Source organism: Leucobacter sp. MMO-125 (genome assembly GCF_037148395.1).
Classification (GTDB): Bacteria; Actinomycetota; Actinomycetes; order Actinomycetales; family Microbacteriaceae; genus Leucobacter.
Window position 1 is genome coordinate 42,182 of record NZ_JBBCTL010000005.1, and the last position, 22,334, is coordinate 64,515.

21 protein-coding genes are annotated in these 22,334 nt (G+C 67.2%); 4 read left to right on the plus strand and 17 right to left on the minus strand.

Annotated elements, in window-relative coordinates; translation table 11 throughout:
• The first annotated feature begins 44 nt into the window (after positions 1–44).
• Both WFI54_RS12470 and greA read left to right on the plus strand, forming a co-directional pair.
• Complete coding sequence (locus WFI54_RS12470; RefSeq protein WP_336653132.1) at positions 45–527, plus strand: DUF4307 domain-containing protein; 483 nt, start codon at positions 45–47, stop codon at positions 525–527.
• A gap of 149 nt (positions 528–676) precedes the next feature.
• Positions 677–1,162 carry a transcription elongation factor GreA gene (greA, locus tag WFI54_RS12475; protein WP_336653133.1) on the plus strand — a complete coding sequence of 162 codons (486 nt, stop codon included), beginning with the start codon at positions 677–679 and terminating at the stop codon, positions 1,160–1,162.
• A 43-nt stretch (positions 1,163–1,205) separates the two neighbouring features.
• On the opposite strand, the gene WFI54_RS12480 is transcribed toward greA, so the two are convergent.
• The 10 genes from WFI54_RS12480 to WFI54_RS12525 all read right to left on the minus strand — a co-directional run bounded on the left by WFI54_RS12480 (position 1,206) and on the right by WFI54_RS12525 (position 12,035).
• Positions 1,206–2,009 (minus strand): TSUP family transporter, encoded by an 804-nt coding sequence (locus WFI54_RS12480; RefSeq protein ID WP_442918654.1) that lies wholly within the window; start codon positions 2,007–2,009, stop codon positions 1,206–1,208.
• Positions 2,010–2,141: 132 nt separating this feature from the next.
• Entirely contained in the window at positions 2,142–3,062 is a 921-nt protein-coding gene (locus WFI54_RS12485) for an amino acid ABC transporter permease (RefSeq protein WP_336653134.1), read from the minus strand.
• Entirely contained in the window at positions 3,059–3,715 is a 657-nt protein-coding gene (locus WFI54_RS12490) for an amino acid ABC transporter permease (protein ID WP_336653135.1), read from the minus strand. The genes WFI54_RS12485 and WFI54_RS12490 overlap by 4 nt, the downstream gene beginning before the upstream one ends.
• A gap of 70 nt (positions 3,716–3,785) precedes the next feature.
• Complete coding sequence (locus WFI54_RS12495) at positions 3,786–4,697, minus strand: glutamate ABC transporter substrate-binding protein (RefSeq protein ID WP_336653136.1); 912 nt, start codon at positions 4,695–4,697, stop codon at positions 3,786–3,788.
• 67 nt (positions 4,698–4,764) lie between these two features.
• Positions 4,765–5,511, minus strand: coding sequence for an amino acid ABC transporter ATP-binding protein (locus WFI54_RS12500; protein ID WP_336653174.1), 747 nt, complete (start codon positions 5,509–5,511; stop codon positions 4,765–4,767).
• Positions 5,512–5,747: 236 nt separating this feature from the next.
• Positions 5,748–6,716, minus strand: coding sequence for a TAXI family TRAP transporter solute-binding subunit (locus WFI54_RS12505; protein WP_336653137.1), 969 nt, complete (start codon positions 6,714–6,716; stop codon positions 5,748–5,750).
• Complete coding sequence (locus WFI54_RS12510) at positions 6,713–8,086, minus strand: sensor histidine kinase (protein ID WP_336653138.1); 1,374 nt, start codon at positions 8,084–8,086, stop codon at positions 6,713–6,715. Before WFI54_RS12510 ends, WFI54_RS12505 begins: the two co-directional genes overlap by 4 nt.
• A 3-nt stretch (positions 8,087–8,089) precedes the next feature.
• Complete coding sequence (locus WFI54_RS12515; RefSeq protein ID WP_336653139.1) at positions 8,090–8,761, minus strand: response regulator transcription factor; 672 nt, start codon at positions 8,759–8,761, stop codon at positions 8,090–8,092.
• Between the two features lie 72 nt (positions 8,762–8,833).
• Complete coding sequence (locus WFI54_RS12520) at positions 8,834–10,246, minus strand: APC family permease (protein WP_336653140.1); 1,413 nt, start codon at positions 10,244–10,246, stop codon at positions 8,834–8,836.
• A 73-nt stretch (positions 10,247–10,319) separates the two neighbouring features.
• Complete coding sequence (locus tag WFI54_RS12525) at positions 10,320–12,035, minus strand: amidohydrolase (RefSeq protein WP_336653141.1); 1,716 nt, start codon at positions 12,033–12,035, stop codon at positions 10,320–10,322.
• Positions 12,036–12,191: 156 nt separating this feature from the next.
• On the opposite strand from WFI54_RS12525, the gene WFI54_RS12530 reads away from it, so the two are divergent.
• Positions 12,192–12,791, plus strand: a complete 600-nt coding sequence (locus WFI54_RS12530; RefSeq protein ID WP_336653142.1) for a TetR/AcrR family transcriptional regulator — start codon at positions 12,192–12,194, stop codon at positions 12,789–12,791.
• Between the two features lie 25 nt (positions 12,792–12,816).
• On the opposite strand, the gene ilvA is transcribed toward WFI54_RS12530, so the two are convergent.
• The 5 genes from ilvA to WFI54_RS12555 are packed head-to-tail and all read right to left on the minus strand — an operon-like array spanning position 12,817 to position 18,342.
• A complete protein-coding gene (ilvA, locus tag WFI54_RS12535) occupies positions 12,817–14,064 on the minus strand; it encodes a threonine ammonia-lyase (protein WP_336653143.1) in 1,248 nt (415 codons plus the stop codon).
• Positions 14,064–15,257, minus strand: coding sequence for an AI-2E family transporter (locus WFI54_RS12540; protein WP_336653144.1), 1,194 nt, complete (start codon positions 15,255–15,257; stop codon positions 14,064–14,066). The genes ilvA and WFI54_RS12540 overlap by 1 nt, the downstream gene beginning before the upstream one ends.
• Before the next feature lie 58 nt (positions 15,258–15,315).
• Positions 15,316–16,719, minus strand: coding sequence for an aldehyde dehydrogenase family protein (locus tag WFI54_RS12545; RefSeq protein ID WP_336653145.1), 1,404 nt, complete (start codon positions 16,717–16,719; stop codon positions 15,316–15,318).
• Between the two features lie 46 nt (positions 16,720–16,765).
• Positions 16,766–17,065 (minus strand): hypothetical protein, encoded by a 300-nt coding sequence (locus WFI54_RS12550; protein WP_336653146.1) that lies wholly within the window; start codon positions 17,063–17,065, stop codon positions 16,766–16,768.
• Entirely contained in the window at positions 17,062–18,342 is a 1,281-nt protein-coding gene (locus WFI54_RS12555; RefSeq protein ID WP_336653147.1) for an inorganic phosphate transporter, read from the minus strand. Before WFI54_RS12555 ends, WFI54_RS12550 begins: the two co-directional genes overlap by 4 nt.
• Before the next feature lie 304 nt (positions 18,343–18,646).
• Between WFI54_RS12555 and WFI54_RS12560 the strand changes: the two genes are divergently transcribed.
• Entirely contained in the window at positions 18,647–18,919 is a 273-nt protein-coding gene (locus WFI54_RS12560) for a mycoredoxin (RefSeq protein ID WP_336653148.1), read from the plus strand.
• A 14-nt stretch (positions 18,920–18,933) separates the two neighbouring features.
• On the opposite strand, the gene WFI54_RS12565 is transcribed toward WFI54_RS12560, so the two are convergent.
• Together WFI54_RS12565 and WFI54_RS12570 are read right to left on the minus strand one after the other, a co-directional pair.
• The gene (locus WFI54_RS12565; protein WP_336653149.1) at positions 18,934–19,971 is read right to left on the minus strand and encodes a 6-phosphofructokinase; all 1,038 of its coding nucleotides are present in this window, start codon (positions 19,969–19,971) and stop codon (positions 18,934–18,936) included.
• Between the two features lie 128 nt (positions 19,972–20,099).
• Positions 20,100–22,277, minus strand: a complete 2,178-nt coding sequence (locus WFI54_RS12570; RefSeq protein ID WP_336653150.1) for a DEAD/DEAH box helicase — start codon at positions 22,275–22,277, stop codon at positions 20,100–20,102.
• Positions 22,278–22,334: the final 57 nt, after the last annotated feature.

Here is a 22,334-nt window from a genome sequence, read left to right on the forward strand (position 1 = left end):
TGGCAACGACTACACAGTTTACCCAGTGCGCATCGGAGGATCCCGTGCCGGAGACCGCATCCGCACAGCCGTCGACCCCGGGGGCTGCAAGCGCGTCGCCCACCACGGCCGCAAGTGCCGCCGACGCCCCGCCCGCGCAGTCGCTCGAAGACCGCTACGGCACGGGTCGCCGCCGCAGCATCGACAGACGATTCGCCTGGATCGCCGCGGCGCTGCTCGTGCTCGCAGGCATCGGCTTTCTGCTCTTCAGCGGCTGGCAGAGCACGAACCGCGTGTCCTGGCAGGACATCGGCTTCACCCGCGACAGCGACTTCGCCCTCGACGTCAAATTCGAGGTGACGGCACCGCCGAGCACCCCTGTCGCCTGCGCCGTCGAAGCCCTCAACACCTCGAAGGCCACCGTTGGCTGGAAGGTGGTAGAACTGCCCGTCACCGCAGAGCCCACCCACACCATCGTCACGCGCCTCATCACCACCAACCCCGCGACGGCCGCGTCCGTGCGCGACTGCTGGGTGATCGAGAAGTAGCAGCCCGGCTACCGCCCCTCGCGGCGGAGTCGCTGATATCCTGAAGGTTGCGCCCTGATCTCGTCGGGGCGTTGCGTATATCCCTGCGCATTCCCGCGCACGGCCCCGGCGGTACTTCGCCGGCAACAACCAAGGAAACGAGGATCGACATGGCCGAGCCCACCCAGACCTGGCTGACTCAAGACGCCTACGATCGGCTCAAGGCCGAACTCGACGAGCTCTCGGGCCCTGGTCGCAAAGACATCGCAGCGCGCATCGAAGCCGCACGCGAAGAAGGCGACCTCAAGGAGAACGGCGGCTACCACGCCGCAAAAGACGAGCAGGGCAAAATGGAAGCCCGCATCCGCGACCTGGAAGAGCTGCTGAAGCACGCCGTCGTGGGCGAGGCACCCCAGGCGAGCGGTGTTGTCGAGGTCGGCACCGTCGTCACCGCCGAGATCTTCGGTGACGAAGAGCGCTTCCTGCTCGGCAGCCGCGAACTCGCCGACGGCTCAGACCTCGACGTCTACAGCGCAGACAGCCCGCTCGGCGTCGCCATCACCGGTCTGAGTATCGGCGAAGAGACCAGCTACTCGGCACCCAACGGCAACCAGATCCCCGTGAAGATCCTCGCCGTCGACACCTACACCGGCTGAGCAGCGGCCGCCCCTGGCCGCTGGCGCGGCGCACGGGCGGCCCTCAGCTGAGGGTGTCGTGCCACACGTCGAAGCCGAGTTTCACCACCAGCACGCTTACCACCACGAGGAACAGCACGCGCACGAATCGCACGCCCCGTGCGATAGCCATGCGTGAGCCGATGAAGCTGCCTGCGACGTTCGCGATCCCCATCACCAGCCCTAGCGGCCACAGCACCGCACCGAGCGGAATGAAGAAGAGCAGCGCGCCGAGATTCGTGGCGAAGTTGACGATCTTGGCCTGAGCGCTCGCTCTGAGAAAGTCGTAGCCCAGCAGGCCGACGAGCGCGATGACGAGGAACGTGCCGGTGCCCGGCCCCAGCACCCCGTCGTAGAAGCCGATGGCCGCGCCCGTCGCGCCGGCGATTACGACGTGACGCCGGCCCCGATGCTTGAGGCGCGTGACCGCACCAAGCGCGGGCTTGAACAGGGTGATGAGCGCCACCGCGATCAGGGCGACCACGATGATCGGTTTGAAGAGTGCCGCAGGGAGGAACGCCGCCACTGTCGCCCCGCCGAACGAGCCGAGCAGCGCGATCCCCGCCATCGGCAGTACCGTGCGCAGACCGGGCCGCACGCGCCGGGCGTAGGTGACGCTGCTCGTTGCTGTGCCGAAGACCGATGCCAGCTTGTTCGTGGCGAGCGCCTGCACGGGGGTGATGCCGGGCACGAGCAGCAGCGCCGGCAATTGGATCAGCCCTCCCCCGCCGACCACGGCGTCGATCCACCCCGCGGCGAACGCCGCCGCGAACAGCAGCGCAAGGGTGGTCCAATCGCCACCCTCGGGCACGAACACGAACTCGCTCACCAGCACACCCTTTCACATCGAACCCGCGCGGCCGCAGTTCACCCCGTGCATCGCGGTTCAGGCGGAGGTTCTCGTCGAAAACCTCCGCCTGAACTGCGATCCACTCCCGCGGCTACGGGAGCTCACCGCCGCCTACCTCCCCTGCGTCGCGATCACCTCTGTGGTCGTGCCCGCCTCATGCAACCGCGGGTCGCCCGGCTGCACCGGGACGGTCTCCGTCGGGGTGCCGGCCGCGCCGCCTCGGGCCCTTGGGTTCTTGCGCGTGCGAATCTCGAACCACTTCGCCAGACCGGAGAGCATCAGGCACATGATGATGTAGATGCCGCCGATGACGAATGCAGACTGCAGCAGCGGGCGGCCGAACTGCACATTGCTGCTGAGCTGCTTTGCGAGGTACAGCAGTTCGGGGTAGGTGATGATGAAGCCGAGCGCCGTATCCTTCATCGTCACCACGAGCTGCGCAACAATCACGGGCAGCATCGATCGCACCGCCTGCGGCAGCAGGATGAGCCTCATCACACCGCTCTTGCGCAGACCAATCGAATACCCGGCTTCCTTCTGCCCGCGGGGAAGCGCCTCGATGCCGGCGCGCAGCGCCTCGGCGAGCACTGAGCCGTTGTAGACCACGAGCGCGATCACCACCGCCCAGTACGGCTCCATGCGCACCCCCACCGACGGCAAGCCGTAGTAGAGCAGCATCATCATGACCAGCACCGGCACCGCGCGGAAGATCTCGGTGACCCCCATGAAGGGGCCGCGCACCCAGCGATGGTCAGACAGCCGGCCGATGGCGAGCACGAAGCCGAGCACGATGCTCAGCACTGCCGCGAGGCCGAAGGCCGCGAGCGTCTTGCCGAGCGCCGCGAAGATCTGCTCCCAGATCGCGGTGTAGGTGAACAGCCCCCACTTCGTTGCGGAGAACTGGCCGGAGAGCGCCAACCGGTAGATCAGGAACGCCGCCAGGGCACCGATCACCACTACCGTCGCCACCGCGATCAGCCGATTGCGCAGGATCGCCCTCGGCCCTGGCACGTCGTACAGCACGGAAGTCATCGAATGATCCTCCACTTCTTCTCAAGGCGGTTCTGCACGAAGCTCAGGATGAACACGAGCACCACGAACACCAGCGCCACCCAGAGCAGCACCTCCATCGGGCTGCCGGGGCGTCCGGCGGAATCATTGATTGTGGCGCGCAGTGCGGCGAGCTCGGCAACCGAGAAGCCAGCCGCCACGGTGGTGTTCTTCAGCAGGGCGATGAACACGCTCATCATCGGCGGCACCACCGAGCGGAATGCCTGCGGCAGCACCACAAGACCCATGACCTGCCCGAACGGCAGGCCGATGGCCCGCGCGGCCTCGGCTTGCCCCACAGGCACGGTGTTGATCCCCGCTCGCAGCACCTCGGCAACATAGGTGGCCGTGTAGATGCCAATGGCGAGGATACCGAGCAGCAGCGTGCTCATCTTCGGGAGCCCGAGCGCGGGGTACCCAAGGACGAAGAAGAAGAACACCAGCGTCAGCGGCGTATTGCGGATGATGTTGACATAGACGGTGCCCACCCCACGCGCGATCGGCACTGGTGAGACCCGCATAGCGCCAACGATGACGCCGAGCACCAGGGCGAGCACCCCGCCTCCGAAGAACACCAGCAGGGTGTTCTTAATCGCGGTCCCCCAGAGATCGAGGTTCCCGAAGATGACGTCCATGCGCCTTCCCCTCCTGAGCGAGGGCCGCCGGGGCGGGAGGGTTCACCCCCGCCCCGGCGGCCTGCAGCGATTAGTATGCGTCGACCTTGGGCTGCTCGACCTTGATCCCCGAATCGCCGAGGTTCTGGTCGAAGATTGCCTGCCAGATGGTGCCGCCGTCGGTGAAGAGGTCATTGATGTGCGTGCGCAGCACGTCGTCGCCCTTCGGGAGGCCCACCCCGTAGAGCTCCTCGGTGAGGAGCGGCCCGGTAGTCACCTTGAGGTTGTCGGGATCCTGCGCGGCATACCCGATGAGGATCGCCTGGTCGGTGGTCACCGCATCGACCTGGCCGTTGACGAGACTCTCGACGCAAGCCGAGTAGAGGTCGAACTCCTGCGTCTTGATCTCGGGGAAGTTTTCCTTGATGTTCTGGATCGGCGTCGAGCCGGTCGCCGAGCACACGGTCTTGCCCGCGAGCTCTTCAAGCGACTGGTAATCCTCGCCGTCGCTCTTCACGAGCAGCCCCTGGCCGGTCACGAAGTAGGGCCCGGCGAAGTCGATGTCCTGCTTGCGCTTGTCGTTGATCGAGTAGGTGCCAACGTAGTAGTCGATGTCACCGTTCACGATCGCCTGCTCACGGTTCGCCGAGGCGATCGCCTTGTACTCGATCTGTTCCTCATCGAAGCCGAGCGAGGCGGCGATCCAGCGTGCGATGTCGACATCGAAGCCGCTGCGCTCCTGGGTGACGTTGTCGAGGTAACCGAGGCCCGGCTGGTCCTCTTTGACACCCACCACGACCTTGCCGCGCTCCTCCATCTTGTCGAATGTGGGGCTGCCCTCGAGGGTGAAGCCTTCCGCGACCTCCCAGGGGGTCTTGCTGGCTGCCGCGGGGGCGTCGTTGCCGCCCTCGGTCGCACCAGGGGAGCCGCTGTTGCAGCCGGTGAGCGTCAGCGCCGCTGCGGCAAAAAGGCCGAGCGCCGCGAGTGATTTCTTGAAACGCATGGAGTGTTCCTTTCGATCGGTGGTTCGGGTGTTCGGGTCGTCGGTGCCGCCTGGCGGCGCAGACGCCTCAGCTGGTGATGAGCTTGGAGAGGAAATCCTTGGCACGGTCGCTCTTCGGGTGGGTGAAGAACTCATCGGGTGTGGCCTCCTCCACGATCCGGCCGTCGGCCATGAAGACGACCCGATCCGCCGCCTTCCGCGCGAATCCCATCTCGTGGGTGACGACGATCATCGTCATGCCCTCCTTGGCGAGTTCGACCATCACGTCGAGCACCTCGTTGATCATCTCGGGGTCGAGGGCGCTTGTGGGCTCATCGAAGAGCATCACCTTGGGGTGCATCGCGAGAGAGCGGGCAATGGCGACGCGCTGCTGCTGCCCGCCGGAGAGCTGCGCAGGCAGCTTCGAGGCCTGCTTCTCAACGCCGACCCTGGCGAGGAGCTCCATCGCTTCCCGCTCGGCGTCAGCCTTGCTGAGGCCGCGAACCTTGATGGGGCCGAGGGTGACGTTCTCGAGGATCGTCAGGTGGGCGAAGAGGTTGAACGATTGGAACACCATGCCGACCTCGGCGCGCAGCTTCGCGAGCGCCTTCCCCTCGGCGGGCAACTCCCTGCCGTCGACGCGGATCGAACCGCTGGTGATGGTCTCCAGGCGGTTGATCGAACGGCAGAGCGTCGACTTTCCCGAGCCGGAGGGCCCGATGATCACGACCACCTCGCCCGCGTCGATCGTGAGATCGATATCGGTCAGGGCTTGAAACTCTCCGTAGTGCTTCTGCACGTTCTCCACGACGACAAGCGGTTCGCTCGCACTCATCATGTCTCCACCTCTGGGTCGTGACCTGCAATGCGGCGAGCGCATCGCAGGCGGCTGGCCTGGCTGCGACGGTTCGGCGGGCGCTGCCGACCCGTGCGGGTGGGCGGTACGTCGTCGAACCGATCGGCCCCAACGCTAGAGAGCGGATCGCGTGCGCGTCAGCCGCCTTGAGGCTTTCTTGAGCGTGCCCTTGAGCGTTTCTTGAGGTTCGCGACGCGGAGCGTCGATTCCAGGGGTTACCGTCGGGCGTCGACGTAGAAGCGGGCGGCACCCGGATGCAGCTCCACCGGGGCTGTGAAAATGGCCTGCCGTCGATCGAGGAATTCGCCCGCGGCGACCCGGCGACCGATCTCCTGGCGCGAGTCGAAGAGCACCCGCACCACGTCGTAGACGAGTTCGTCGGGTGCGTCTTCCGAGACGATCAGATAGTTCGGCACCGTCATGGTGACCGTCGGTGTTTCGATGCCGTACACGCCCACCGGGAAGTCTGCGAGACGGTACACCCCGGCGTGCCCGGAGTTGACGCGATCCACAGTGTCGGCCTCGATGGAGAGCAGACGGATCGGCATCGCCCTCGCCAGCCGCTCGATCCCCGGCGTGGGCAGCCCACCCACCCAGAAAAAGGCGTCGATCTCGCCTCGCTGCATCGCCTCGATCGAGGCATCTGGGCCAAGCTCGGGGTTCTCGATCCGGTCAAGCGCGACGCCGGAGGAGGCGAGCACGCGGGTTGCGATGACCTGCACGCCGGAGTTCGGTGCCCCGAGCGACACCCTGCGACCCTCAAGGTCGGCGATCCGGCGCACTTCCGACTCGGCGGGCACCACCAGGTGAACGTATTCGTCGTAGACGCGGGCGGCTGCGCGCACCGGGAGCGGATCAGCGAAGTCGCCGGTGCCGCGCACCGCATCGGCCGCCGTGTCACCCTGCGCGAAGCCGAGCAACGCCTCCCCTGCTGCGACCCGCAACAGGTTGTCGACCGAGCCGTGAGTCTCGGCGACGGTGATGTCGAGCCCGAGCTCCCGGTGCAGGGCGCCCGCGAGCTCCTCGCCGTAGGCGTAGTAGACCCCGGTGGTGCCGCCACCGGCGATCTCGAAGTGCTCGTCGCTCGCGTAGTCGGGGCCCACGCAGCCGGTGAGCCCGAGCAGCGCGGTCGCCAGCGCGGCTACCGCAGCGACGACCCGCGCCCGTGCTCTGCGCCGCATCATCGTTCGCTCCCCGGCAGTCGCAGTGCGACACGGAGGCCGCCGCCGTCAGGTGCGGAGACCTCGACGCTCCCCTGCAGCGCCGCGAGCAGATCCGTTGCGATCGCGAGGCCGAGCCCCGAACCCGGCACGTTCTGGTCGCGCGGGCTGCGCCAGAACCGGCTCTTCACCCGTTCGAGCTCTTCGGCTTCGAGTCCGGGGCCGCGGTCGCGCACGGCGATCTCGCAGGAGTCGCCATCTCGTCGCACCGTCACATCGATGGTCGAGCCCGCGGGTGCGAACTTGAGGGCGTTGTCGATCACGGCGTCGAGGGCGCTCTCCACTGAGGTGCGATCGGTCGAACTCATCACGCCAGGGGCACCGTCGACCCTGATGCGGAGGCCCCGCTCGCGGGCCACGTCGCGCCACGCTGCCACGCGGCTCTCCACAAGCTCAACGAGATCAACTGCGACAAACGAGGAATCCTGCTGCCCGGCTCGCGCCATGTTCAGCAGCGTGTCGAGGATTCGCGACATGCGACGCCCCTCCTCACGGGTCTTCTCGATGTCGTCTTCCCAGCGAGGCTCGAGCCCGGTCGCAAGATATTCGACCCGCATCAGCAGCGCCCCGAGCGGGTTACGCAGCTCATGGGAGGCGTTCATCGCGAACTCCCGCTGACGCGACACCACCCGCTCGATCTCCTCCGCCATCTGATTGAACAGCCTGATCATGCGGCGCATCTCCGGTGGGCCGGTGTCATCTGCGATGCGGGCATCCATCTCGCCGTGCTCAATGGCGGCCATCGCGTTATCAACGCGCAACAACGGCTGCAGCACCCAGCGGGCGAGACGAAACACCGCGAGGACCAACAGGCCGATGACGAGGGCGCACACCAGCACCATCAGCGTCCAATGGGTCAGGATCTCACCGCGTGGTGCGTCGGCGCTCGCCGCGATCAGCACCGCGCCGATCACATTGCCGTCATCGAACACGGGCTCGACCATCACGGTCTCACCGAGCGACCAGGGCAGCACCGTCAGATTCGGGTCGCTGCGACGCCCCGAAAGTGCGAGACCGATCTGAGCGGTCATCTCTTCGTCGATCTCCTCGGGTTGCAGACCGCCAGCGGCCCAGAGCGTTCCCGATCGGTCGAAGACCGCGATCCGCGTGCCATACAGCTCGCTGTACCGCTCCAGCTCGCCCGCCACCACCGCCGGATTCGCGGCCCGCAGCGACTGGCGGGCACCGGTGAGAAAGTAGCCGAGGTCGCCGAGCTGCTGACTCGAAGCTTCCTGCTGGATACTGCGCGCCACGCTCCAGGCGTAGGCACCGCTCAACGCCAGCAGAATAACCGTCACCGGCACCAGAAACACGATGATGAGGCGGGTGCGCACGGCTCAGGCCCCGGTCAGCCGGTATCCGACGCCCCGCAGTGTCGCGATGAGCGAGGGGCGCGCGAGTTTGCGGCGGATCGAGCCGACGTGCACTTCGAGTGAGCGGTTGAAGCCGCTCCAGTCAGTGCCCCACACCTCACGGATGATGCGGTCGCGAGGCACCACCACTCCCGGGTAGCGGGCCAGCACGGCGACGATGTCGAACTCCTTGGGGGTGAGTTCGACCGGGGCTCCGTCGGCCAGCACCAGCCGGTTGCGGAAATCGATGTATACGCCGTCGACGGTGATCCCCGAGGCCTCGTCCGAGTCGACCGGCAGTGGTCGCGTGCGCCGGGTGACGGCCTCGATACGCGCGACCAGCTCGCGCACGTCGTAGGGCTTCACCACGAAATCATCGGCGCCGGCGTGGAGACCCTTGATGCGCTCCTCGACGTGGCTGCGCGCGGTCGCGACAATGATGGGGACGCCCGAGATGCCGCGGATCCGCCTGCACACATCGATCCCGTCCATATCGGGCAAGCCGAGATCGAGCAGCACAGCCTCGGTGTCAGCGCCGAGCGCTTCCAGGGCTGCCGCACCGCTCGCAGCGCAGACAGTGGTGTACCCCGCTTGACGCAGATAGGCGCTCAGGGCATCGGAGACGCGCGCGTCATCTTCAACGATCAGGATCTTCATGTCGGGATATCCGCCTAGTCCGAGGGCACCTCCAGACTAGGCTATCCCGCACGCCTGCGGTTCGAGGCCCCTCTACTCGTACATGCCGATGTTGATGGGGCCGGTGAGGTCTGGCGCGGCGGCGCGGAAGCCGCGCGTCTTCACAACGAGGTAGACGAGGCCCAGGGCGAGCCAGATGCCGCCGATCACCATCGACACCGCGTCAAGACTGAGCCACAACCAGACGTTGATGACCACGCCCACCGCCGGCACCAGCACGAAGCCGAGCCAGGCGCCCACAGACCGCCGCTGCAAGAATCGGAAGAACATGAAGATCACCGAGAGGTTCACGAAGGTGAAGGCGATGAAGGCACCGAAGTTGATCATCGAGGCCGCCTGGTCGAGATCCACGAAGAGGGCGGTGAGTGCAATTGCTGCAACGATGAGCACGTTCACCACGGGCACGCCCGTGCGCTCGTTCACGCCGCCGAAGAGACGCTTCGGCAGCGCACCGTCGCGGCCCATCGCATAGAGCAGGCGCGCGGCGCTCATCTGCTGCGTGATCCCGCAGCCGAGCACGGCCATCATGTAGCCGCCCACGAAGATCGCCTGGAATGCGGCACCACCGATGTACTTCGCGATCTCGGGCGAGGCCCCCACGATGTCGCCGAGCTGGGTGACATCGGGGAAGAGCACCTGCATCACGTAGGTGACGGTGATGAAGAAGGCTCCGGCCACAGCGATGATGATGAAAATCGCGCGCGGGATGTCCCGCTCGGGCTTCTCCGCCTCCTCCGCGAGGGTCGAAACCGCGTCGAAGCCGAGGAAGGAGAGGGCGAGGATCGCCGCACCAGCGGCGATCGCCGCCACCTGGATGTCGCTCGAAATGAAGGGCCGCGCCGTGAACTCAGCACCGTTCGCACCGTTGACGATGTTGACGATCGTGAGCACCACGAACACGACGGCCACAACGAGCTGGATCGAGACGAGCAGCACGTTCATGCTCGCCGCAAGCTTCACCCCCACCAGATTGAGGGCCGTGCAGATCCCCACCGTCAGCAGCACCCACACCCAGAACGGCACCTCGGGGAACACCGCCCCCATGTAGATGCCCGAGAGGATCGCGTTGATCATCGGCAGCAGCAGATAGTCGAGCGTGGCCGCCCACCCCACGAGGAAGCCGAGGTGCGCGTTGATCGCTTCTTTTGCGTAGGTGTAGGCGGATCCCGCGATCGGGAAGAAGCGCACCATGCGCGAGTAGCTGAATGCGGTGAACAGCACCGCGACCATCACCACGAGGTAGGCGAGCGGCACGTGGCCGCCGGTCTCGTCGGCAACAATGCCGAACATGTCGAACACCGCGAGCGGCGCCATGTAGGCGAGGCCGATGAACACGAGGTGGCGCAGCTTGAGGGTGCGCTTCAGGGCGCCCGGCTCCTGGGTAATAGCGTGCGCGATCTGGTCATCGCCGGCGGCGACGCCGGTGCGGGTGGGGAGGCTGGTCATGAGGGTCCTTCTTACACATCGTTGTGGTGAGCACTGCGGTGCTCCCCGGGGGCGTGCCCCGGGGAGGGGCGGATCAGTGGCTGTGGCAGTGGTGGCTGTCGTCGGGCTCGGTGCAGCTCTGACCGGCTCCGGCGGGATCCTGCACGGTGGCCGCGGCCGCGTTGCCGCCGAGCTCGCCGTGGACATCGTGGATCGCGGATCCGCCCACCACTGTCAGATCGGCGCGCTGCTCGAGGATTTCGGAAGCTTCCATGCCATAGAGGTCGCCCGACCAGACGACGAGGTCGGCGAGGTACCCCACGCGCAGCATGCCGAGCGCACCCTCGTGGTGGAACGCCTCGGCACCGCCCCGCGTGTACGCCTCGAGCGTCGCGTCGAGGCCGACGCGCTCGCCCTGGGTCCACGCCTGCGAGCCGTCGAGACCGGCGCGGGTCATGGCGCTGTAGACGCCCACAAGCGGATCCATTTCGCCGACCTGCCAGTCGCTTGAGAAGGTGACGCGGGCGCCCGAGTCGATCATCGACCGGAAGCGCCACGCGCGATCCCAGCGAGTCTCGCCGACGTTCTCCATCCAGGTGCCGGCCACGAGATCCGGTGAGGCGTGGCGGGGCTGCATCGCCGCGACCACGCCGAGTTCGCGGAAGCGAGGCAGGTCTTCGGGGGCGAGGCACTCGACGTGCACAATGCCGTGGCGGGTGTCGGTGCGGCCGTTGGCGCGTTGGGCGGCCTCGATGGAGTCGAGGGTGAGGCGGATGCCCCAGTCGCCCGTGGCGTGGGTATGCACCTGGTAGCCGAGCCTGTCGAGTTCGGTGAAGAGCCTGGTGAACTCGGTGGGTTCGAGGCTGGTGTGCCCGCGGTGGCCGGGGCGGTTGGCGTAGTCCTGCAGCATCGCGGCGGTGTGCGGTTCGATAACGTCGTCGGCGTAGAGCTTGACGGGACCGAGCTTGAAGCGTTCGTGCTGGGGTGTCTCGCGGATCGCCTCGGTGATGCGGGCGCGGAAGTCGCCGTCGGCGCCGACAGGGTGGTAGATCGCGGCAATGGTGCGGCTGGTGAGGCGGCCCTCCCGCTCGGCGCGGGCGAAGAGGTCGAGTTCGGCGAGCGGCACCTGCGGTTCGACCACGGTGGTGATGCCGAAGCGGGCGGCCATGTCGAGGCTGTTGGCGATCTTCGCGTAGCGGCGGTCGGGCGAGTACATGGGGATGTCGCGCTGCAGCTCGGCGAGGCCGTTGATGGTCATGGCGCTCGTGTAGAAGTCGGTGACCCAGCCGGTGGGCTCGCCGGTGGTGCTGTCGATCTCGGGGTTGCCCCAGGCGATGTCGCCACCGTTCAGGATGCCGAGCTTCGCGAGCGCGGGGCGGTTGAGCCATACGGAGTGCTGGTCATAGGTGGTGATGAAGACGGGCTTGTCGGTGACGCCCACCAGGTCGTCGGCGTTGGGGCGGCGGCCCTCGACGACGGAGTAGAGGGCGTTCTCGGCGCAGATCCACTCGAGCTCGGGGTGGGTTTCGGCGAACTCTGCGATGCGGGCACGCACGACGTCGAGGCTGGTGACCTGGTCGAGACTGACGGCGAGGTCGTCGAAGCCGAGCAGCAGGTGATTGTGGGTGTCGGCGATGCCGGGGGTGAGCAGGCGCCCTTCGAGCTGCACGGTGCGGCGGGCGGCGGGGGCATCGGCGGCGGATCCCACGTAGGTGATGCGATCGCCGGTGACGCCGAGGGCTTCTACCCAGGGCTGGTCGGGGTCGAAGGTGCGAATCCTGCCACCGGTGTAGAGGGTATCGACGGCCATGTCATCTCCTGAGGCTCAGTGGGACCGCCGCTGCGGTCGAGTTCTTTCACTCCAGAGTAAATTAATTTACTCATTTGTCAAGAAACCTGCGCCCCGCCCGCGAAAAGCCGTCATTGCGAGGCTTGCTCGGCTGCGACGCCTGGCATACTGGCAGGCATGGCACGCCCGAGCACCCAGAAGCAGCGCCGCCGCGAGGTGGTCGACGCGGCCCTCACCGCCGCCGCCGAGCACGGCCTGCGCAACCTCTCGCTCACCGACGTCGCCAACCAGGCCGGGGTGACGCGCGGTGCGCTGCTCTACTACTACGACGATCTCGAAGCGATCCTCGTCGAGGCCCATGCCGCCGGCATGGAGCGCGTGGGCTCAGAACGCGCCGCGCTCGTCGCACAGCAACAGGGCGCAGCCGCGAAGCTCGCAACCGCCGTCGAGGCCGGCCTGCCCGAAGGCCCCGACGATGCACTCATGCGGCTGCTCTACGAATTCGACGTGCTGGCCGGCAAGTCGCCCCTGCACGACGAACTCGTGCAGCGGCTCTACCGCGAACAGCTCGAGCTCTACCGCGGCATCCTCACCGAGGGTGTCGCCAGCGGCGCATTCGCGCTGACTGGCCCGCTCGACGATATCGCCATGAACTTCGTCGCCCTCGAAGACGCCTACGGCCTGCACATCGTCGCCGGCGGCAGCATCACTCTCGACGACGCGCGGCGCGCGATCCGCCTCTTCGCAGCACAGTCCGGCGCCCCACTCCCCCACTAACCCCCGGAGTTCAAGGCGTAGGAGCTTAGTACCGCTCGCCCACTCGCACCGTGTAACCGGCATCACGCAGGGCCTGCGCAACGGCGTCGCCGTGCTCGTGCCCGCGCGTCTCGATGTGCAGCTCCAGCTCGACCTGACTGACGGGCAGCTCGGTCGCGTGACGCGTGTGGATCACCTCGACCACATTGGCGTTCTGAGATGCCACGATCGACGCCGTGCGCACCAGCTGACCCGGCACGTCGGGCAGCAGGATGCGCAGCTTGAGGTAGCGCGCAGACGCGGCGAGGCCGTGACCGATGACGCGCTGCAGCAGCAGCGGATCGATGTTGCCACCCGACAGGACCGTCGCCGTCACGCCCGAGGCGCGCACCTTCCCCGCGAGAATCGCCGCAACACCTGCGGCACCGGCCGGCTCGACCACGAGCTTCGCCCGTTCGAGCAGCATCACGATAGCGCGCGCAATATCGTCGTCGCTGACGGTGACGACCTCGTCGACGAACTCACGCACCATCTCGAAGTTCAGCTCGCCGGGGCGGGCGACCGCGATGCCATCGGCGATCGTGGGTCGCGTCTCGATCGTCACCGGGTGTCCGGCCTCAAGCGACGGCTTGTAGGGAGCCGCGTTTTCCGACTGCACGCCGATCACTCGCATTGGGCGACCCTCGCGCGCGGCCCACTGCTTCGCCGCAGCCGCGACACCCGAGATGAGGCCGCCGCCACCGATCGGCACGATCAGCGTCTCAATGTCGGGCTGCACCTGCAGCATCTCAAGCGCAACAGTACCCTGCCCCTCGATCACCGCGGGGTGGTCGAACGGTGGAATGAAAATCGCTCCGCTCTGTTCGACGAACTGCTGCGCTGCCCGGTTCGTCTCGTCGAAGGTAGCTCCCTCGAGCACTACCTCGGCCCCGTAGTGCTTGGTGGCCTGCAGCTTCGGCAATGCCACACCGAGAGGCATGAAGATCGTCGCCTTGATACCGAGCTCGCGTGCCGCGAACGCCACACCCTGCGCATGGTTGCCGGCCGAGGCAGCAACCACGCCGCGCGCCCGCTCCTCCGGGGTGAGCTGCGTCAGACGGTTGTAGGCGCCGCGCAGCTTGTAGGCGCCGGTACGCTGCAGGTTTTCGCACTTCAGGTAGACCGCGGGCACATCGAGCACCTCGGCAAGATAGCGCGACGATTCGAACGGGGTGCGCTGCGTGACCCGGTGCACCGTTTCGAGTGCACGCTCGAAATCTTCGAGGGCGGGGGCGGTGCGAGCTGCTTCGCTCATCAGTGTCCTTCCTTGCGCAGCAGTCGCGCGACATTGCGAGCGCGGTGACGCGCCCGCTGCGAGGTTTTCTCGCGGCGGTGATACTCGGCGACAGGATCCGATCCCGGATCCCACTGCCTGTGCACGAGCGTGTTGACGATGGAGTTGGCCGAGGCCGCGATGGGCACCGCGAACAAGGCGCCTGGGATACCCGCGAGCAGCGCGCCGGTCGACACCGCGAGCACGACGCCCAGCGGGTGCACCTTCACCGCACTGCCCATGACCAGCGGCTGCAGCACGTGACCCTCGATCTGGTTGACGAGAATCACCACGCCGAGCATGAGAAGCGCGTTGACAGGCCCGTTGTAGACGAGCGCGATGAACGCGGCGAGGGCGCCTGTGGTGATAGCGCCGAGGAACGGAATGAACGAGCCCAAGAACACGAGCACCGCGACCGGTATCGCCAGTGGCACGCCGAGCAGCGCCGCGCCGGCACCGATGCCGACGGCGTCGACAAACGCCACGAAGATCTGCACGCGCACGTACTGCCCTACCGAGACCCAGCCGGCCCGACCGGCGGCGTCAACCGGAGCGTGCGCCCGCGCAGGCAGGAACCCCAGCACCCAGAACCAGATGCGACGCCCGTCAATCAGCAAGAAAATCAGGGAGAACAGGGTGAGTAGCGTGCCCGTCACGAACTGGCCGGCGGAGGTGGCCACGCCGAGGGCACCGTTCCAGATCTCCGACTGGTGCCCGTCAATCGTCTTCATGAGCTGGCCGGTGAAGCCGTCGATTTCCTCAGCCGAGAACCCGAAGGTCGCCTCACCCCAGTGCAGCAACTCCACCCAGGCCTCCTGGGAGCGCTGCGCCACATCATCGAAGCCGCTTCGAAGCTGCGTCGCGATGAGGGTGACGAGGATCCACACCGCTGCGACGAACATCGCGAGGGCGAAGATCACCCCCAACCAGCGCGGCGCACCGCGCTTCTGGAACCACTGCACCACGGGTGCCAGCAGCGCCGTCAGCAGAATCGCGACCAGCAACGGGATCACGATGATCCGCACCTGCACGATGAGCCACAGGAACCCGGCGCAGGCGAGGCCGATGAGAATCAGCCGCCACGACCAGGCGGCTGCCACGCGCACACCGAGGGGCAGCTCATGCGCGGCATCGTCGTGCACGGCTTCTCCGGCTTCGCTTCTGGGCTGTTCCACGGCACAATCCTACCGATCGCCCGCTGCGATCAGGCATATGTTGGGGCAGCGCCGCGAGCTAGAGCAGTTTACGCAGCCAGCGACGCACGAGCGCGTCTTTCTGAGGGGTGAACGGGGGCATGATGGTGGCCCCGAGAGTGTCGGGCGTGAGCGGCTTCGACAGCACGGCTTTCTCATGGCTGAATACCTGGAACGAACGCTCCCCGTGATACGCGCCGGTGCCGCTCTCGCCGACCCCGCCGAACGGCAACTCGGGCACCACGAGGTGCAGCACCGGCACCCCGAACCCCAAGGCACCCGAACTTGTCTCGCGTTCCCAACGCTGACGCACCGCCGCCGAGTCACTGAACACGTACGCTGCGAGCGGCTTGTCGCGGCCGGTGACCACGGTGAGCGCGTCGTCGAGATCGGAGACCTCCACAAGCGGCAGGATCGGGCCGAAGATCTCGTCGCGCATCACTGCTGCATCGCGATCGACCCCGACAAGCACGGTCGGCTCGAGAAAGCGGTCGGCGCGATCGTGACCGCCGCCGATGAGCGTTTCGCCGTCGTCGAGGTAGCCGAGCAGACGCCCGAACTGGGCGTCGTTGACGATGCGCCCGTAATCGGGATTGCACTGCGGGGCGCTGCCGTAGAGGGTGTGGATCGCTTCGGCGAGCAGCGGGCCGAGCGTGCGCAGCACCGGCGCACTGCCGAGCACGTAGTCGGGGGCCACGCAGGTTTGCCCGGCGTTCATGAACTTGCCCCACGCGATGCGCTTCGCCGCTTCTGCAAGGTCGACGGTGTCGTCGACGTAGACGGGAGATTTGCCGCCGAGTTCGAGGGTGACCGGAGTGAGGTGCTCGGCTGCCGCGCGGGCTACGATGCGGCCCACCCGCCCGTTGCCCGTGTAGAAGATGTGGTCGAAGCGCTGTTGGAGCAGCGCTGTGGTCTGCGGCACGCCGCCCTCGACGACGGCCACCGTGCGACGGTCGAGCGCGTCGGGCACGAGGCTCGCAATGAGCCGCGCCGTCGCGGGGGCGAGCTCGCTCGGTTTGATAACGACCGCATTGCCCGCCGCGATCGCCCCGATCACGGGTGAGAGCGCGAGCATCAGTGGGTAATTCCAGGGGGCGATCACCAACGCCACCCCGAGCGGCTCGGGCACGATCCGCGCTGCCGCAGGCTGAGCCGCGAGGGGCACGGCGGCACGGCGCGGCCGCATCCAGCCGTGCAGGTGGGCGAGCGCGTGATCGATCTCGGCCACCAAGAAACCGATCTCGGTGAGCTGCGACTCCGTGCCGGATTTGCCGAGATCATCGAACAGTGCGCGCTCGAAGTCGTCGCCGCGTTCCACGAGCAGGGCCCGCAGTCGCCTGAGCATCTCGCGCCGCCACGGCTCGGGGCGGGTGACGCCACGCTCGAAACTGTGGCGCAGGCCTGCCACAACGCCGGGAATCCGCTCCACCTGGGTCTCGTTCATGCGCCCAGGCTACTCCCGTCCCCCGACTGATGCCGGGGAGCGCAACTCACCAGAAGTGCAGCGCCGGAATGATGAGGAAGATACCCACGAGCACCGCTAGGGCCGACAGCGTGAAGCAGACGTTGGCGGCCACCGTCGCCCAACGGGGCCGGCCGGCGTCGTCGACATCGTCGTCTTCGTCGTCGCGGGAGGGGCCATCGGGCTCGAGGCTGCCGTCGATGCCACGCGCGCGCGGTGCCGGTGTCGCAAGGAAGCGGATCCCGAGCGAGTACAGGGCCACCACGAACACGGCCGAAAACAGTGCCGCCACGAAGACGATTAGAAACGCCATCCAGTCGATGCTCATCGTTCTTCCTCCCGGGCAGCCTTCGCGGCCTCACGCGCCGCGATATCGTCGCGCACCGCTGACTGCGCGACGGGGGTGAGGGGCGGGATCGTGCCGGTGTGCGTCTTGACCTTCTTGACTTTGCCCTTCTTCACACGCACGGCGTAGCCTGCCTCGGCGACATCGGGCACCGGGATCGCGTTCGAATGATCGACGCGGTTGCGACGCGAACGCCAGAAGATGAAGAGGATGAAGCCGAAACCGAGCACGGCGTCGATGATGATGCCCACGGGGCCGATGTGCGCGATGAGCGCAGCCACAGCTGCGACGATGCCCGAGGCGGGCAGGGTGAAGAGCCAGCCCAGGCTAATGCGGCCGACCGCGCGCCAGCGCACGCTGGAGCCGCGGCGGCCGAGACCGGAACCGATCACCGAGCCGGAGGCGACCTGCGTGGTCGACAGCGCGAAACCGAGGTGGCTCGACGCGAGGATCGTGGCAGCGGTGCTGGTCTCTGCGGCGAAGCCCTGAGCGGGCTTCACCTGGGTGAGGCCCGAGCCCAGGGTGCGGATGATGCGCCAGCCGCCCGAGTAGGTGCCGAGGGCGATCGCGAGCGCGCAGGCGGTGATGACCCAGAGGTGCGGGCCGGTGCCTGGATCTTGCAGGTTGGCCGCGACGAGCGTAAGCGTGATGACGCCCATCGTCTTCTGCGCGTCGTTGGTGCCGTGGGCCAGCGCAATCAGTGAGGAAGAAGCGATCTGCGCGTAGCGGAAGCGGCCGCGTCCGTCTTTCTTGCCGTCGTGGCGGCGCGTGATCGCGTAGGCCACGCGGGTCGCGGTGAAGGCGACGATACCAGCGGTCAGCGGTGCTGCGAGCATCGGAATGAGGATCTTCGAGAGGAAAACGCCGCCGTTGACCGAGGAAATGCCAGCGCCGATGATGGCTGCGCCGATCAGGCCGCCGAAGAGAGCGTGGGACGAGCTCGATGGAAGCCCGTAGAGCCAGGTCAGCAGGTTCCAGACGATGGCGCCGATGAGGCCGGCGAAGATCATCTCCGGGGTGATGAGCACCCCGCCGTCTCCCTCGTTGATGAGGCCGCCAGAGATCGTCTTGGCCACCTCCGTCGAGAGGAACGCGCCTACAAGGTTGAGGATCGCGGCCAGCAGCACCGCGGTCTTCGGCTTGAGGGCCCCCGTTGCGATGGGCGTCGCCATCGCGTTGGCGGTGTCGTGGAAGCCGTTGGTGAAGTCGAAGAAGAGCGCCAGCACAATGACCAGCAGCACGATGAGAGTGAGTTCCACCGGCGTCTTTCGTTCGGGAGCATGTGGTGCTTGGATCACCCGCGAAGACACCCGATGTTCACAGTTTTTCCGCGGACACCGGCACACCGCGCGCGCCGTACATATGGTTTCACCTCCCTCCGCACAGGTCAAGCCAGGTGGCCAAGTTCACCGTTCGTTCACCTGGGGTGCGGAACACGCAGACTCCTCCGCTGACGCGTTGGGGCAGCTCGCGTGGGCAGCGGCCGCGGAGACACCCGGTGGCTTCGGATACCGCGAGGGTAGGCTGGCTGGCGGATCGCATCGCGAACAGAGGAGTAGACGCATGACCGCAGCGCTGACCGATTTCGTGCCCGAGGCGGGCTCCATCACCATGTTCTCGACGGAGTGGTGCGGCTACTGCAAACGCCTCAAGCTGATGCTCGATAAGACCGGCATCGGCTACACCGAGGTCGATATCGAGCGCACCCCCGGCACCCCCGAGCTGATCGAGCACGTCAACGGCGGCAACCAGACCGTGCCCACTGTGGTGTACCCCGACGGCACCACGGCCACGAATCCGTCGCTCGCCGACGTCAAGGCTGCGCTCGGGCTATAGCTCAGACTGCGGTACTACCCGAAGTTTAGGCGCGCCTCTTCGTAGCGCGAGGCGGGCACGGTCTTCAGCCGACCGATCGCCGCCTCCAGCGGCACCATCTCGATGCGGTCGCCGTGCAGGCCCGCCATCGTGCCCCATCGCCCCGCCAAGGCAGCGTCGGCGGCAGCGATGCCGGTGCGGGTGGCGAGCACCCTGTCGAATGCGGTTGGCGATCCGCCCCGCTGCACATGCCCCAGCACGGTGGCGCGCGTTTCAATGCCCGTGCGCTGCTCGATGAGCGGGGCCAGCACCTCGGCGATGCCACCCAGGCGCGGCCGCCCGAACGCGTCGAGCCCGTCACGGGTGACCGCCTGATCGGTGCCCTCGAGGCGGAAACCCTCGGCCACCACGACGAGCGAGGAGCGGCCGCGATCGCGCACGCTCAGCACCCACTCCCCGATCTGCTTGATCGACTCCGGAAACTCCGGGATCAGCGACACCTGCGCACCCGCCGCCATGCCAGCGTGCAGCGCGATCCACCCCGCGTCGCGGCCCATCACCTCAAGCACCATGCAGCGCCGATGCGACTCACCTGTGGTGCGGAGCCTGTCGATGGCCTCAGACGCGATCGACACCGCGGTGTCGAACCCGAAGGTGTAGTCGGTGCCGCCGAGATCGTTGTCGATGGTTTTGGGCAGGCCGATGGTCGGCACCCCGCCGCTGTTGAGCAGGCTTGCCACGGTTTGTGTGCCGTTGCCACCGATCAGCAGGAAGCCGTCGAGGCCGTACGCCGCGACGCGCTCGCGCACCGCACGCAGGCCAAGCTCAGGGTCGCTGCCCTTCGGAAACGGGGGCACGCGGCTCGTGCCGAGCATCACGCCGCCGAGGGGCGACAGCCCGCGCACCGCCGGCCGGTCGAGCGGGATCCAGTCATCCTCGTGGAAGCCGCGCCAGCCGTCCATGAAGCCGATCATCTCGAAGCCGTGCACGTCCACTCCGCGCAGCACCGCGCCGCGGATCGCCGCGTTCATGCCTGGGCTGTCGCCGCCTGAGCAGAGCACACCGATGCGCATGTGGAATCTCCCTCGTCTCGCCAATCGCACGGCGGAGCAGACCGCCTCCCCCAGACTAGCGATGGCGGGAATGCGATCAACAGCTCAGATACCGCCAGATTCGGAACGAAACCGGCCAGACCCGCCGCCTACCGCAGCGCCCGCTCCAGCACGCCCATGAGGGCGAGCAGCTGCACCGAATCGGCCTCCTCCGCAGGAGCCGCAGCGCCGTCGAGCGCCCGCGCGGCGAGCCCCGCCTTGCCGTCGATCAACTCCGCGATCTTCGCGTCGATTGTCTGCGCGGCCACGATGCGCCACGCGGTGACGGGCTCCTCCTGACCGATGCGGTGCACACGGTCGATGGCCTGCGTCTGCTCGGCGTCGGTCCAGCTCAGCTCTGCGAGCACCACGTTCGACGAGGCCTGCAGGTTCACACCCACACCGGCCGCCGTGAGCGAACACACCGCCACAGCGATATCGGGATCCTTGTTGAAGGCATCGATCTGCTCCTGGCGGAACGCGGTCGTCTGATCGCCGCGGATCGACACCGTGCGCAAGCCTGCCTCGGCGAGCTGCGTCTCGGCCCGGTTCATCACATCGATGTGCTTTGCGAAGAACACCACCTTGCCGACGGAGCGCGCGAGCTGCGCCGTGTAGTCGGCCGCGAGCCCGGCCTTGGCCTGGCCGATCTGGCGCACCATCGTGAAGACGTTCATGCCGTCGGCAGAAGCGTTCGACTCTTCGAGCTCCTGCGCGCAGACCATGCGAATGATCGCCTCGTCCGACAGCTTCGCGCCCAGCTTGCCGCTCTTGACCGCCGTAAAGCGGTCAACAAGCTTACGAGCGAGCTTCGCCTCGGCATCGCGAATACCGCGGCCGAGTTCGTCGTCGAGTTCGACGGGCAGGTCGACTACGCGCTTCGCCGGCAGATCTGCGGCGACGTCGATCTTGCGACGGCGCACAATGCCCATATCGACGACACTCTGCCTCGCCTCAGGGTAGAAGGCGGGGTCTGCGGGAGTCCAGCCGTTGCTCTCCAGGCTGGCCATGAGCTCGGGGCCGGGCTTCTCGGCGTCGATCCAACCGAGGAAGCGCCAAATGGCGCGGAAATCGTCGATGTCGTTGATGAGCGGGGTGCCTGTGAGCGCGATCAGCAGCGGCGAAGCGCCCGGCGTGCGCTCGCGGATGCTCTCGGCAATGGCGAGCACATTGCGGGACCGCTGCGACTGCACGTTCTTGATCATGTGCGCCTCGTCGACCACCATGCCCTTGAACCCGAAACGCGAGATCCAGCTGAGGTGACGGTCGAGGATCTCGTAGTTCACCACGAACACGTCGGCGAAGGCGTCGATGTCCTGGCCGTCGCCGTGGATCACCGTCACACGGCGCTGCGGCGTCCACCGCTCCACCTCGCGCGCCCAGTTCATCTTCACGACGTTGGGCACCACGACGAGCAGCGGGTAGGCGTCTGCCACCGAGGCCGCCAGCACCGACTGGGCAGTCTTGCCGAGACCGGGCTCGTCGGCAAGCAGGAAGCTGCGATGCCCGTCGCGCACACTCGCAAGCAGGCGCGCCTGGTGCGGCATGAGTTCGCGGCCGGCAGGGGCGAGGCGGTCGGGCACGGGAGGATCAGGCAGCTCCATGCACGCGGAGCCGCCGCCGCCCTGCTCGAACGACTTGAGCAGGGGCCCGAGCAGTTCCCAGTTCGCGAGCCGCACCACGGGGGTGGGCTTGCGAGGCGGGGTGAGGTCTGGGGCGAGGAAGGGGTTGGCGAGCATGCGCGACTCGATGCCGGCGGGCTCCACCTGGCGCTCGGCCAGCTCCGGTGGCACGAAGGCCTGCGCGGGCTCGGCCTTGCTGGGCTCTTCGTCTGGCAGCTCGATACCGGCCTGGGTGAGCATCTTGCGCTTGAGCAGGCGCGTCGCCTCGGTGATGGGGGCGGCGGGCTCGAGCAGCGTAATGAGGCTCGTGTCGCGGGCGGCGGTCTTCGCGAGGATCGCGGCGACGCCGTCGAGACGCTTCAGCGTCTCGGCGCGCTCCGACTCGCTCACGTTCTCATCGGTTTTGACTCTGGCGCGTTCCTCGCGCATGAGCAGCGCGATCACGTGGAACTTAGTGCGGCCGGCCGGCGAGGCTTTGCCGCGCTGAGCCGAGGCCTCCACCTCGCGCACGGCTCGCGCGAGCAGCGGAATGATGCCCTCGTTGTGCGTGTGCTTGCGGCGAGCGCCGCCACGCTGCTGGCCGCCCTTCTGGGCGCGGGAGGACTTCGGCGTGCGCTCGGCTGCGTTCTTCGCAACGGGCTGACGCTCGGCAGTGGTGAGTGCCAATGGATCTCCTGATCGGCGTGGTGCGGGCAACGGCCTGCGTGCCGGAACCCCGGTCGC